Annotated in this window: 10 protein-coding genes; 4 read left to right on the top strand and 6 right to left on the bottom strand. The window is 40.0% G+C overall.

Annotated features, from left to right (window positions below; genetic code table 11):
* Window positions 1-36: 36 nt before the first annotated feature.
* The 4 genes from PTRA_RS06005 to PTRA_RS05990 form a co-directional block, all read right to left on the bottom strand.
* Entirely contained in the window at window positions 37-2925 is a 2889-nt protein-coding gene (locus tag PTRA_RS06005) for a ligand-binding sensor domain-containing diguanylate cyclase (RefSeq protein ID WP_058373047.1), read from the bottom strand.
* 136 nt (window positions 2926-3061) lie between these two features.
* Window positions 3062-3700: a chloramphenicol acetyltransferase gene (locus tag PTRA_RS06000; RefSeq protein ID WP_083497500.1), complete on the bottom strand. Its 639-nt coding sequence runs from the start codon at window positions 3698-3700 to the stop codon at window positions 3062-3064.
* A gap of 123 nt (window positions 3701-3823) precedes the next feature.
* On the bottom strand, window positions 3824-4864 hold the full coding sequence (locus PTRA_RS05995) for a Leu/Phe/Val dehydrogenase (protein ID WP_041454390.1): 1041 nt from the start codon (window positions 4862-4864) through the stop codon (window positions 3824-3826).
* A gap of 657 nt (window positions 4865-5521) precedes the next feature.
* Entirely contained in the window at window positions 5522-7048 is a 1527-nt protein-coding gene (locus PTRA_RS05990) for a fumarate hydratase (RefSeq protein WP_058373045.1), read from the bottom strand.
* A gap of 165 nt (window positions 7049-7213) precedes the next feature.
* Between PTRA_RS05990 and pabB the strand changes: the two genes are divergently transcribed.
* The 3 genes from pabB to PTRA_RS05975 all read left to right on the top strand — a co-directional run bounded on the left by pabB (window position 7214) and on the right by PTRA_RS05975 (window position 10619).
* A complete protein-coding gene (gene pabB, locus PTRA_RS05985) occupies window positions 7214-8560 on the top strand; it encodes an aminodeoxychorismate synthase component I (protein ID WP_058373044.1) in 1347 nt (448 codons plus the stop codon).
* A gap of 6 nt (window positions 8561-8566) precedes the next feature.
* The gene (locus tag PTRA_RS05980; RefSeq protein WP_058373043.1) at window positions 8567-9142 is read left to right on the top strand and encodes an NUDIX hydrolase; all 576 of its coding nucleotides are present in this window, start codon (window positions 8567-8569) and stop codon (window positions 9140-9142) included.
* Window positions 9143-9242: 100 nt separating this feature from the next.
* Window positions 9243-10619, top strand: a complete 1377-nt coding sequence (locus tag PTRA_RS05975; RefSeq protein ID WP_011327848.1) for an L-serine ammonia-lyase — start codon at window positions 9243-9245, stop codon at window positions 10617-10619.
* A 117-nt stretch (window positions 10620-10736) separates the two neighbouring features.
* On the opposite strand, the gene cysB is transcribed toward PTRA_RS05975, so the two are convergent.
* Window positions 10737-11714: an HTH-type transcriptional regulator CysB gene (cysB, locus tag PTRA_RS05970; RefSeq protein WP_058373042.1), complete on the bottom strand. Its 978-nt coding sequence runs from the start codon at window positions 11712-11714 to the stop codon at window positions 10737-10739.
* Between the two features lie 285 nt (window positions 11715-11999).
* Here cysB and PTRA_RS05965 point away from each other — a divergent pair, with 285 nt between their 5' ends.
* Entirely contained in the window at window positions 12000-12758 is a 759-nt protein-coding gene (locus tag PTRA_RS05965) for a hypothetical protein (protein WP_058373041.1), read from the top strand.
* Between the two features lie 75 nt (window positions 12759-12833).
* Here the strand turns inward: PTRA_RS05965 and PTRA_RS05960 are convergent, their stop codons facing one another.
* Window positions 12834-14126 (bottom strand): NCS2 family permease, encoded by a 1293-nt coding sequence (locus PTRA_RS05960; protein WP_058373040.1) that lies wholly within the window; start codon window positions 14124-14126, stop codon window positions 12834-12836.
* Window positions 14127-14352: the final 226 nt, after the last annotated feature.

Genomic DNA, 14352 nt, shown 5'->3' with positions numbered 1-14352 from the left:
TACTCTCTATATGTGTGCAACTGAGGCACTTTTCAATTACATGATTTCGGTACGATTACGGCCACCGTTTTTCGCTTTGTATAATGCCTGATCGGCTCCCGATAACAGTCGGTCGTAATCGTCTATATTATTGGAATCAGAAACACCAAAACTTGCGGTTACTTGATGCAGCCCTTCTGCAATTACTGAAAAGTCGTTACTTGCAATATCCTCCCGTAATAGTTCACACATGAGCTTTGCTTCTGCTGCTGTTTTGTTAGGGAATACTAAGGTAAATTCCTCCCCGCCCCAGCGAGCTACTTGTTGCTCTCCTTCACAGCGCGATTTAAGCATTTTGGCTATTTCACAAATAACTTTATCGCCAACAATGTGTGACCAGCCATCGTTCACTCGCTTAAAGTGATCTATATCCATGATAGCAATAGCCAATATTTTATTTTTCTGCTTATAAGTGGCAAAGTTTGCTGCTAACCAACTATCAAAAGCGCGCCGGTTAGGCATGTCAGTAAGTTGGTCGTGAGTGGCTTGATAAGCAAAGGCATTGGCTTGATCTTGAAGGTCTTGTGTTTGCTTCTCTACTCGTTTGGTTAGCTCTGCCTCTACTTTTTTATAATGATATAAGCGGTATTTATAAATAGCATATATAGTGACCAAAAAAGTAAAAAACAGCGTTAATTTAAAGCTCAGTTTTTGCCAATAATGTGCCTGAATTATAAAGCTAATTTTTTGCTCATTTTGCTGCCATTGCGTATTTGGATACCCGGCGCGCACCTTAAACGTATACTTACCTGCAGGTAAGTTGGTGTATTCTGCACCAGTCATGTGCTGGCGGTTTACCCACTCTTTATTAAAACCTTCTAACTGTGTTTGAAAACTTAAACGCTGCGGCATAATAAAACTCAAACCCGCATACTGAAAAGATAACCTAGAAACATTAGGCGGCAATAATACTGTTTCACCATCTAATGGGAGCGCTGTTGCTCTGCCGTTAACGCTAAAGCTCTCAATCATAGTAGGCAAGTTTACTTTAGTTGATGCTTGCAATAACTCAGGTTTTAGCGCGCTTACTCCTTTTGCAGTAGCAAACCAAATTGTGCCATCTTTATGCACTGTTGCTGATGGGGTCGAGCCGCCATTAACTTGTGCACTGAGCATGCCATCGCCCTCGTCATAAAGTTGGAATACAAGTGGAATATTTATATTTTTTTGTTTTGCATCTAGAACATGATTAACGTGCTGGCGATCAACCTGAATAACCCCGCGGTTACTCGATAACCAGAATGAATTTTTATGAGCCACAATTTGAAATAACTTATCGACTGGCAGTCCTTGCTCCCGCCCTAAAATAGCCATTTTTCCTGTACTGTGCTCATAACGCACTAACCCACGATCTGTAGTCATCCATGTATAGTCGTCATCAAAATAAAAACCAAACCCATACTCGGCAGCAAATTGCACCGGAAAGCTTATGGCACTAAATTGCTCAGTTAGCATATTAAACAGCACAACACCATTGCCGGTGCCAATCCAAACATTGCCTTTTTTGTCTTCACTGAGTGCTAAAATAAAACCGCTAGGCAGCTCTTTTTTATTGGTAAATTGCACTAATGAGCCATCTTTTTCAACTCGCGTTAACCCCATAGCAGAGCCAATCCATAACCGCTGTTTAGAGTCGAGTAATAGCCCTCTTACTTCGTTACTCCCAAGGCCATTACTACGATTTAAATAAGGCGTTATTTTATTATTACTAACCTTTAATACACCCGATGTATAAGTGCCAATCCATACATCACCATCCTTGTCTTCTAGTAAGCTCAATACCGAATAGGGAGAACCTTCTTTAGTGCCTTCTATTTGAATTACATTGTTATTTTTAATTTTGTTAAGGCCGGCACTACTCCCTACCCATAAGCTACCATCGGAGTGCGATAATACCGTTCGCACGTAATCACCAGCTAACCCCCGCTTAGTAGTCCAGGCGGTAAATGGCGCTTCTCTTAATCTAAAAAGCCCAGCATTAGTACCCACCCAAATACTGTTTTCTCTGTCTTGTAATAAAGACAATATTCTATTGGCAGGGAGCCCGCCTTTCGCGTCTAATTGCTCTAGTCCAGCCACACTGAGTCGAAAAACACCTTTATTAATAGTGCCAAACCATAAATCACCATGGTTATCTTCTAATAAACTAGAAATAGACTCAGCACTAAGCTGTGGATGAATGGCAGTAAATACTGCGTCTTTGAGAATATAAGCACCGCGCTCACTGCCAATAATTAATTCCCCTTGGCGAGTAAGTAGTAGCGTATAAACGGCTGCATTGGGTAGCCCGTCATCGGCTGTTATTAAGCTTGCTTGCTGATCAACAATTTTATATAAACCATCGCTAGTAGCAGCCCAAATAACGCCGTTGGCATCTTCAAGTACACGGTAGGCGCTAACATTATGAACAATAGCCTGATCGTGTTTACTATTAGCCCCACGGTAAAACACACCATCATTTTCTAATGCTAGCCAAAACCCGTCATCGTTACTTTTAATTATATGATTAACCATAGCTGAGGCACTCGGCTGAGTATTCCATTGCCTATATTGATATAAGCTAATACCGCCTCTTGAACCGGCTATTAATAAGCCGCCGTCATTGGTGGGAGTAAGAGCACGAAGCCCTGAGTCAGGCAGGTTATTGATTTCAGCACGAGTAAATAGCTTAAATTCTTGGCCATTAAAGCGCGCTAAACCCTCCCATGTTGCTATCCATAAGTAACCGTCTTGAGTTTGTGCTAAGCTATTAATACTATTGTGAGGCAGGCCTGAGCGGGTATTCCATGTTTCAAAAAAATAATCACTTAAAGGTAAGCGAGCTTGTGACTGCACCTGACACGTGAACATGACGAAAAATACACATAAAATCCCTAAATGCTTCATCACTGCGACCTTTATAATTATTATTGATTAATTAGTATTACCCACCAAATTTAACGCAATCCTAAGTGATTAAAAACCAACTAAAACTAGCTAAACTAAGAAAATACTACCACAGCCTGCAGTAGCATTTCATTAACTAATCTTTACAAAAGTTATCAAATGTATCCTGTAAAATGTTTATAAACTTTGCTACGTGTAAACCATCCATTAAAGAGTGATGCACATCAATGGCTAAGGGCATAGTTTGCTGCTGTTTATTAAACTGACCAAATACAAATTTAGGGATCCCTAAACATTTTCCTTCACTAAACGCATGCGAAAAAGCACTAAAACTTAGCCAAGGTAATACCGAAATATGAATTAAGTCGGCCTGCCCTTCGGTTTGTGCAAAGGCGTCAGAAAATAAAGGCTGCGATTTAGCATTAAAACTAACTGCGCTGGCATGCACGGCAAACTCAGTAAAGTTGGCCTTATCACTAAAGTAACTAAACCTGAACGAGTCATCTGCTGCAAGCTCAACCACACTAGCGCGGGTGCTACTTAGTAGCCATGGCTTGTCATTAATAATACGCAGCATAATTGGCGGGTACGCATGGCACGCTTTAAGTGTGGCATAAGTATAGGCCTGAAAAAAAGACAGTTGATGCGCTTTACAGTAATTATATAAAGCCTTCGCGTTTAGCTGTACACACACATTAAAGTAAGGTTGAGAAAAGAGTTTAAACAACTCAAAATGTTGTTTACGGGGCCAGCTATTAAAATCAATAGGCTGCATAGAAATAGGCGAAGAAGACATAGATAAATAAACACATAAAATAAAAAATTAAGTTTAACGTATAAACAAAAAAAAGGCGTGCAATTGCACGCCCTAATATTTACGGTTAACTTATTTAGCCGATTAAAGACCGTTTTTAAGGATCTCTTGTGCAAGCTCATCTGCAATTAAATGCGTAGATTTTTGCTCTTTTTCACTACGCGCAAAAATTTCAGTTAGGGTATCAAAAATACCTTCGACATGTTTATTTGACGCAGCAGCACTGTACCCTTCTGGTAGCGTTTCATAATAAACATTAATAATACCACCGGCGTTAATTACGTAATCTGGTGCATATAAAATACCTTTATCACGAATAATTTCACCGTGGCGCGATTGTGCCAACTGGTTATTGGCACAGCCTGCAATTATAGTGGCTTTAAGGCGCGGTATAGTTGCATCATTTATAGTTGCACCGAGTGCACAAGGTGCATACACATCTACGTCTAAATCGTAAATTTCGTCAATACCAACGGCTGTAGCACCAAATTCATTAACAACACGGTCAATTGCTGCTTGGTTAATATCAGTAACATATAGCTCAGCGCCCGCCTCTGACAAATGCTTACATAAAGTATAAGCAACAGTCCCTAACCCTTGTACTGCTACTTTAATACCAGCAAAGTTTTGATGACCACGCTGATGATTTAATGCCGCTTTTATACCTAAAAACGTACCGTATGCTGTAAATGGTGATGGGTTACCACTTTTGCCTTCAAGGCCAAGTACATAACTGGTTTCTTTATTCATCATTGCAACATCGTCGCAGTTGATATTTACATCTTCAGCAGAATAGTAGCTGCCGTTTAATCGCTCTAACTGACGACCAAAAGCACGGAATAACTGCTCAGATTTGATTTCTTTAGCATTACCAATAATCACAGATTTACCGCCACCAAATGGCAAGCGCGCAACTGCATTTTTATAAGTCATGCCTTTGGATAAACGCAGCACGTCGTAAACAGCATCTTCATCATTTGCATAATCCCACATTCTACATCCGCCCACTGCCGGACCTAGGTTAGTATTATGTACCGCAATGATTGCTTTTAAACCCGACTCTTTATCAGTACAAAAAACCACTTGTTCATGGTTATCAAATTCAACTTGATTAAACACAACCACTTTAAATACTCCGAAATAGTTACCCTTAAAGGGTATGCATGCATGAAATTGCCGAGACTTTATCACTTCGGATAACGCTTCGCTATACCACGAGAGGATAAACCCAAGCGCAAAACGGTATTGAATTAAATATCCAAATTAAAGGGAGTAAGCACATAAAACATCCAGAAAAGTAGCGAAATTAAGTATTAAATGCTAAAAACAACAAACACCACAAAGTTTACGCTTACGTGAACGTAACGCACCAAGTAACTGTAAAGTTTAAATTACACGCAAGCATAATATGCAAACGCTTATGCTGCACAGGTTTGCCTTAAAAGGGGTTGGTTTAAGAGAACTGGTCAGAGCTGTTTACTCTTTTGCTAAGCAAATTAAATTACGGGCAATAGAACAGGTTATTTAACCTGAACTCTGGTTAAGAGATTTACTAACGTATTGAATCATAGTTATATTTATCTTTATTTTCTCTAGCCAGAGATTTTCAGTGAAAACAAGACGAATTCACGCGTCAATAGCTGGCCTATTGCAAGTGAATTCAACGCAGTTAGCGCTGAAAATAGCTGCTTGAGATAGGTTTATTATCCGGAGATCAGGTTACTTAGTTTAAGTTAAACAAAAAGCGAGCACTGGGCTCGCTTTGTATATTAGTAAGTTAAGTTACTTTAGCTTACTATCTAGCTCTTCAATTTTAGCTTTCCAAATTGCAGGGCCTTGCGTATGCGCATTAGCGCCTTCGCTATCAACAGCGACGGTTACCGGCATATCTTCTACTTCAAACTCGTAGATGGCTTCCATACCTAAATCTTCAAAAGCAACAACACGTGCTTTTTTAATTGCTTTAGATACTAAATACGCCGCGCCGCCAACTGCCATTAAGTATACTGACTTATGCTGCTTAATAGACTCAACCGTAGCAGGACCACGCTCTGCTTTACCTATCATGCCTACAATACCGGTTTTTTCTAGCATCATATCGGTAAATTTATCCATACGCGTAGCCGTTGTCGGACCCGCTGGGCCCACTGCTTCGTCACGTACAGCATCTACTGGGCCTACGTAGTAAATAAATTTATTATCAAAGTCTACGCCTTTAGGTAAACCTTCGCCTGAATTGATCATGTCTTGCAAACGCTTATGCGCGGCATCTCGACCCGTTAAAATAGTACCCGAAAGTAAAACAGTTTCACCCATTTTCCATTCTTGCACATCTTTTTTGGTCAAAGTATTTAAATCAACACGACGTGTGCCTTCGCCCACTTCAAAGGTTACTTGTGGCCAATCTTCTAACTTAGGTGCTTTTAAGTTTGCTGGGCCTGAACCGTCAAGGGTAAAGTGTACGTGGCGAGTAGCCGCACAGTTAGGGATCATCACGACCGGTTTTGACGCGGCATGCGTTGGTGCTGTTTTAATTTTAACATCAACAACCGTTGTTAAACCGCCTAAGCCTTGTGCGCCAATGCCTAATTTATTAGCACGTTCAAATATTTCTAAACGTAGCTTTTCTTCTGTGGTTTCTGCGCCGCGTTCCATTAATTCATGAATATCTACCGGATCCATTAACGACTCTTTAGCCATTACTGCCGCTTTTTCAGCTGTACCACCAATACCTATACCTAACATACCAGGCGGACACCAACCTGCGCCCATTGTAGGTAACGTTTTCTCTACCCACTCTGCTACATCGTCAGAAGGGTTTAGCATTACCATTTTACTTTTGTTTTCAGAGCCGCCGCCTTTAGCTGCCACCATCACTTCAACGTTACCGCCCGCTACTAAATCTATATGTACAACAGAAGGGGTATTGTCTTTGGTGTTTTTACGAGTACCTGCAGGGTCTGCAACAATAGAAGCGCGCAGCGGGTTGTCTGGATTTAAATATGCACGACGTGTACCTTCATCAACCATTTGTTGAACGGTTAAATCGGTTTTATCCCAATTAACATCCATACCTACTTTAACAAAACAGGTAATAATACCAGTGTCTTGGCAAAGCGGACGCTTGCCTTCAGCCGACATACGCGAGTTAATTAGAATTTGTGCGATGGCATCTTTTGCTGCTTTACTTTGTTCTTTGTTATAGGCTTTTTCAAGCGCTTGAACAAAATCAAGGGGATGATAGAAGGAAATATACTGCAAAGCATCTTCAATGCTATCTATAAAGTCTTGCTGACGGATTGTACTCATAGTGGTTCCTTAAGTTACCGTTACGCGGTGTCGCGTAAGCTATATCAAACCGGTGACGGTGGTTTGCACTGTTTTTAATTTGGGACGCAACTAAACGCTGCCAAAAAAATTTGACTTATGATACCCTCCTCGCCCGTTTCGAGCCAGTTCTTAAAGGGGTAGTAAATGCTAAACAATAAAAATAATTGTATAAAATTAGCCATAACACAAAGCTGTATTGATGTATTTGCGCATTTTGCCCACTTGCCTTACGCTATTTTACTCGATTCGGCCAATAGTGAGCATGTAGACAGTCGTTTTGATATTATTGCCATTGAGCCCAAAAGCACACTGGAAGTACAAAACAACCTCAGTATTTTAAATAACCAACCCGATGCAAGAAGCTGCTTTGAAATAATGAACAGCGAACTGCTAAAACTTAATAACAACAAAGCGGCCAACAACTTACCCTTTAATGGTGGCTGGCTTGGTTATTTGGGATATGACTTAGGGCGCACACTTGAAAGCCTCCCAAGTAGCGCTATAAACGATATAGACTTGCCACAAATGGCCGTTGGCTTGTACCTAGATGCACTCATATACGATAAACAACAAAGCAGTTGGTTTTATATTGCCCAGCCTAAGGTTAATCGCTTAGCACTTTATCAGCAGTATTTAGAACAACCTGTCATTATGCCTAACTTTGCACTTAAAACGGCGTGGCAATCTAATATGAGCCGCGCTGATTATGCGCAAAAATTTGCCGTAATTGAAGATTATTTAAAAACAGGCGATTGCTATCAAATAAATTTAGCACAGCGTTTTAGTGCCCAATATGAAGGCTCGCCTTGGGCTGCCTACGTTAAATTAACAGCAGCGAATAAAGCGCCGTTTTCTAGCTTTATAAACCATCCGCAAGGCGCAATTTTGTCTATTTCTCCGGAGCGTTTTATATTAGTAAGCGATGATCAAGTGCAAACTAAGCCGATTAAAGGCACGTTACCGCGAAAAGCGGATCCGCAGCAAGACGCCCAACAAGCACAGTTATTGGCAAATTCTGCCAAAGATCGCGCCGAAAATGTAATGATTGTAGATTTATTACGAAACGATTTAGGTAAAGTAGCCAAGCCAGGATCGGTTCAGGTGCCCTCGTTATTTGCTATTGAGAGCTTTCCGGCGGTGCATCATTTAGTTAGTACCGTTACGGCCACATTAGCAAAGGGGAAAACGGCGGTTGATCAACTTGCTGCTGCATTTCCTGGGGGCTCTATTACTGGCGCGCCTAAAGTGAGAGCAATGGAAATTATTGAAGAGCTTGAACCGCATCGTCGCAGTATTTATTGTGGTTCAATAGGCTATTTAAGCGCTTGTGGTAACATGGATACCAGCATTACTATTCGCACCTTGGTATGTCATGCTCAACAAATACACTGCTGGGCCGGAGGTGGCATAGTAGCTGATTCTAAAGTTGCATTGGAATACCAAGAAACATACGATAAAGTAAATAAAATACTTCCATTATTAAAACAGTAGGTCGCTTTGAATAGTGAACACATTATGGCGCGGTTTCAGTTAAGCCCTACGGCAGCGCCAGATCAAGGAATAGACAACCCTAAAAAGCGTGCCAGCGCAGTCATGTTGCCGCTTATTGATGTGGATGATCATGCGCATATTTTACTGTGTAAGCGCCCTATTTATTTGCACCATCATCCCGGTGAAATTTGCTTACCCGGTGGTAAATTTGAAGCAAGTGATATTACGCTTCGCACTACCGCCTTGCGTGAGCTAAATGAAGAGCTAAATATTACGCCCAGTAATGTTAAAGTGTTTGGCCAATTACCTTTGTACTCAACACTCACCGGCTTTAATATTAGCCCCTTTGTTGGCGTGCTTAATAAACACACCATTTGGGAGAACGATCATAACGAGGTACAAGCTAGTTTTTTATTACCACTGCGTGATTTAACTAACGAGTCTAATTGGCAACCCCTGCCTTTTCAGCGCTTTGGTAAAACCATTATTTTATATGGTTACAATACCCCACATGGTTTACTTTGGGGTGCCACTGCAAGCATCATAAAAAACTTTACAAAACAACTCGCCTTACCAGTTTAAATGTTCTTGATTAATGGTTACATAGTCACAATTTAGCGTTACTATACACGACCGTTCAAAAAAGCAGCCTAGTGCTGAGTAAACACAGAAGAGACACATTATGATAAGTGCATTTGATATGTTTAGTATTGGTATTGGCCCTTCTTCGTCACATACCGTTGGCCCAATGCGCGCATCTCGTTTATTTGTTAATGACCTACAAGAAAAACAATTATTAGCAAACGTTACCGATATTAAAGTAGAGCTGTACGGCTCGCTAGGTCAAACTGGTATTGGCCACGGCTCTGGTAAAGCAGTAATACTTGGCCTTGCTGGGTATGATCCTGAAACCATCGACGCCGATTTGGTTGATACTATTTTAGCCACGATTGAAAAAGAACAAGTTATTTATTTAAATCAAACGCATAAGGCTAAATTCCCAAAGCAAGGGGCTATTGTTTTTCACCGTCGTAAAACGCTGCCTAAGCACTCTAATGCAATGGAAATTATTGCCTCTAATAATGGCGAGAAGGTTTATAGCCAAATTTATTACTCTATTGGCGGTGGCTTTATTGTTACCGATCAAGATTTTGAAAACGAAAAACAAGCAGCGCTTGATATTCGTGAAGAAAATCCAGCACCTTTTCCTTTTGGTAGCGCACAAGAGCTACTAGAAATGTGTAAAGAGTCGGGTTTCAGTGTTTCTACTTTAATGATGCATAACGAAAAAACATTACGCAGCGAAAACGACATTAAAGACGAGTTATTTAATATTTGGCAAGTAATGAAAGCCTGTATTGAGCGTGGTATGCGCACCGAAGGGATTTTACCCGGCGGTTTAAAAGTAAAACGTCGTGCTCCTAATTTACATTTAAAACTTAATGTTGAAGTAAGTAACGACCCCCTGCGAGCTATGGATTGGGTCGACTTATTTGCTTTAGCTGTAAATGAAGAAAACGCCGCAGGCGGTCGTGTAGTTACCGCACCTACCAATGGCGCAGCGGGTATTTTACCAGCAGTACTTATGTATTATCATACTTTTATAAAAGAAGTCGATCGCGATATAGTCACGCGTTATTTATTAACTGCCGCTGCTATCGGTATTTTATATAAAAAGAACGCCTCTATTTCGGGTGCTGAAGTAGGTTGCCAAGGTGAAGTGGGCGTGGCTTGCTCAATGGCTGCAGGCGCACTTACCGAAATTGTAGGTGGTAATGTAGTACAAGTAGAAAATGCCGCCGAAATTGGCATGGAGCATAATTTAGGGCTTACGTGTGACCCTGTTGGTGGCTTAGTGCAAGTACCGTGTATTGAACGCAACGCCATGGGCGCGATAAAAGCAATTAATGCGTCACGCCTTGCAATTCGTGGTAGTGGCGAGCAAAAAGTATCACTCGATAAAGTGATTAAAACTATGCTCGAAACCGGTAACGACATGAAAACTAAATATAAAGAAACCGCTCGTGGTGGTTTAGCCGTTAATATTATTGAGTGTTAACACACTAAATAATAATTAAAAAAGCCGCCAGTTTAAAAACTGGCGGCTTTTTTATTAGTAACTTTAAACTATAAATAGCTAAATACTAGACACCTAAAATGCTCGATACCGAAACGATTATTTAACTGGCAACTCTATATCAGCAAATAATTTATCAACATCTTCTTGATTGCGTAATAGATTAGCACGCTCTACTCGCTCTTTAGTTAAGTGTGGTGCAAAGCGTTCAATAAAGTCATACATATAAGTGCGTAAAAAACTGCCTTTTCTAAAGCCAATTTTAGTGGTGCTCGCTTCAAATAAATGGCTGGCATCAATACACACTAAATCAGTATCACTGACTTGATCAATCGCCATTGACGCAACCACTCCAACACCTAATCCTAAGCGTACATACGTTTTAATAACGTCGGCATCAGTGGCGGTAAATACTATGTGTGGCTCAAGCCCATGGGCACTAAAAGCTTTATCTAGTTCTGAGCGGCCAGTGAAGCCAAATACATAGGTAATAAGCGGGTATTTTGCAATATCTGCCACGGTTATATTATTAACTTTTTTAGCTAATGGATGGTCTTTTGCCACCACAATACTACGGTTCCAATGATAACAAGGCAGCATAACAAGGTCTGAATATAAGTGTAGTGCTTCTGTTGCAATAGCAAAGTCGGCATCGCCACGTGCAGCTGCATCTGATATTTGCTGCGGTGTACCTTGGTGCATATGAAGTGACACTGCAGGGTATTTTTTCATAAACCCTTTAATAACATTCGGCAATGCGTAACGTGCTTGGGTATGAGTAGTGGCAATATTAAGCTTACCTTGATCGGGTAAAGTATGCTCATGAGCAACCGCTTTAATACCTTCTACTTTTGAAAGTATTTCGCGCGATATATTAATGACTTCTTCACCGGCACTGGTTACATGCGTTAAATGTTTACCACTGCGACCAAAAATTTGAATACCTAACTCATCTTCAAGCATGCGCACTTGCTTAGAAATACCTGGTTGTGAGGTAAATAAACTTTCAGCTGTTGCTGAGACATTTAATTTATGATTTTGAACTTCTACAATATATCTAAGTTGTTGTAATTTCATAGCTATGTATTTTCGTTATTATTCGTTTTTGAGAGGTAAATACTTTATCTTTAAAAACTGACCACCCAACAAAAGGTAGGTTTTAATTGATAATACCGTATTTAGTAAATATAGGCTTAGGCTAGCACAATAAATATACTTCAGATAGCAATGATTATCATATAAAGCATTAAGATTTAAACGCTTTCTTAGCCTGCTTTTATAGTTAATTAGCGCAAAGTTTTCCTGTTCTTATATATTTAATGTAAGATTGAGCAATTAGGTTTAGAACCCGAGAACTGTAACATGATCGTCTCTATTATAATTATACTCATTGTTGCTCTTATTGTGATTGCGCTTTGGGTAAGTGCGGTGCAACAGCATAAAGAAAAACAAGAAGCTGAGCGCCGTAAAGAACTAACCAAACAAAAAGCTATTATTGAGGAAACCGAGGAAGCGTTAATGAATAACGCTAATATCCCGTTTTCAGATAATACACTACGTGTTTTACAGCGTCGCAATCACGATGCGCTTAGCACCATGGTATCGCTTTCACCTGGTTCTAAAATATTAAAAAACCGTTTAAATGAAGCGAAAGAGCGTTTAAACAATCCAGTTCAAGGCAGCAATAGCGAATCGCTTTCACTGCCTAGTAACGATAAGCAATTGGTATCGCTAATACAGGGCATAAAAAAATTACGTATTATTCTGCGCTCTGAGCACAATAAAGGTAACCTTGATAGTCAACTATTTGTAATCGAAGACAAACGAATGGAAAAACTGCAGTTACAAATAAATATTGAAAGCCAAATTAAACGTGGTTTATCGGCGCGCTCTGCAGGTATGGTAGGTTCAGCTAGACAATATTTTGAAAAAGCTCATGCCTCACTCAGTGCGGTATCGTATAGCGATCCATATGTAACTGCTAAATACCAAGAAGTAGAAGGCTACTTAGAAGCTATTAGTGTTGAGTTAAGGGCATCGAATGCCAGTGCACTTAAAAAGAAAACTGAGCAAGAGCAAGATGACCTAGATGTTTTATTTGCTCCGAAAAAGAAATGGTAAATTGGCACTAAAATTTATAAAAAAAGCCCATACAATTTTGTATGGGCTTTTTTTATTGATAGATAAATAAATTTTTTAAGATAAAAATGCAAACTTAACAATAAACAATGCCGTTAAAATCCACACACTAATACTTACTTGATCCTTTTTACCGCATAACACCTTAACCGCGGTGTAAGAAATAAACCCAAGTGCAATACCATGAGCAATAGAAAATGTCAGCGGGGTCATTAATAACACCACACTAACAGGAATGGCATCTGTCATGTCGTCCCAGTTTACAAACTTTAAGTTTTGTAGCATAAGTACCGAAACATATAAAATAGCACCGGCAGTGGCATAGGCTGGCACCATTTGCGCTAGTGGCGCAAAAAACATCATCAATAAAAAACAAATACCCACAACAACGGCTGTTAAGCCTGTGCGTCCGCCTACAGAAACACCAGCCACCGACTCTATATAAGAGGTAGTAGTAGATGTACCTAACATTGCACCGGCAATAGTTGCAGTGCTATCAGCGCTAAGGGCGCGCCCTAAACGTGGCATATTGCCTTTTTCATCTGCAAGCCCTGCTTTTTGCGTGACCGCAACCAAGGTGCCTGAGGTATCAAATAAATCTACAAATAAAAATGCAAAAATAACACTCAACATTGAAAGCTCAAATGCCGCACTAAAATCAAGTTGCATAAAGGTTGGTAAAATTGACGGCGGCATAGACATAACCCCCTTATATTCAACCAAACCAAAAGCCAGAGCAATACCAGTTACCAGTAAAATACTAATTAACACACCACTTTTAAAGTCGCGATATAACAATGCCGCAATTACAAAAAAACTTAAAATAGCAAGTAATGGCCCAGGTGCAGTAATATCACCTAGCTGCACTAAGGTTGCAGGGCTAGATACTATGATCCCTGCACTTTTAAGCGCAATTAGCGCCAAAAAAGCACCAATACCGGTCGCTATTGCTTGTTTAAGCACCAGTGGAATGGCATTAATAATCCACTCTCGTACTTTAAATAAGCTTAAAAATAAAAATATACAACCCGACATAAACACAGCACCTAATGCCGCTTCCCAGGTATAACCCATTCCTAAAACAACGCCATAGGTAAAAAAAGCATTTAATCCCATACCTGGTGCTAACGCTAACGGATAATTGGCCCATAGGCCCATAATAAAACAGCCTATTGCAGCTGCAATACATGTAGCTACAAACGCAGCGCCTTGATCCATTCCTGCTTGAGCAAGCATTGCTGGATTAACAAAAACAATATAAACCATAGTAATAAAAGTAGTCATACCGGCAACACATTCACGTTGTACTGAGGAATCATTTGCGCGGATTTTAAATAAGGCTTCGAGCATAACAAACTTAAGGTAGTAAAAAGTGGCGAGATTTTAGCATAAAAATAGCGAAATACCGGACATTTTACCTTGTTATGCATTAAGTTATTGAAGTAGCTGAAATAATAAATATGACACGGTAATACGTATGTACTTTAGGTTTTAAAAATAATAATTACCGTGCTTACATGCTAAATAATTAGTTTTACTTTAACGTAAATAATAGAGCATAAAGTACTGTATAGGT

The organism is Pseudoalteromonas translucida KMM 520, assembly GCF_001465295.1.
Lineage (GTDB): Bacteria > Pseudomonadota > Gammaproteobacteria > Enterobacterales > Alteromonadaceae > Pseudoalteromonas > Pseudoalteromonas translucida.
The sequence above is the reverse complement of the archived record's forward strand: the minus strand, read 5'-3'. Positions and strand labels throughout refer to the sequence as shown.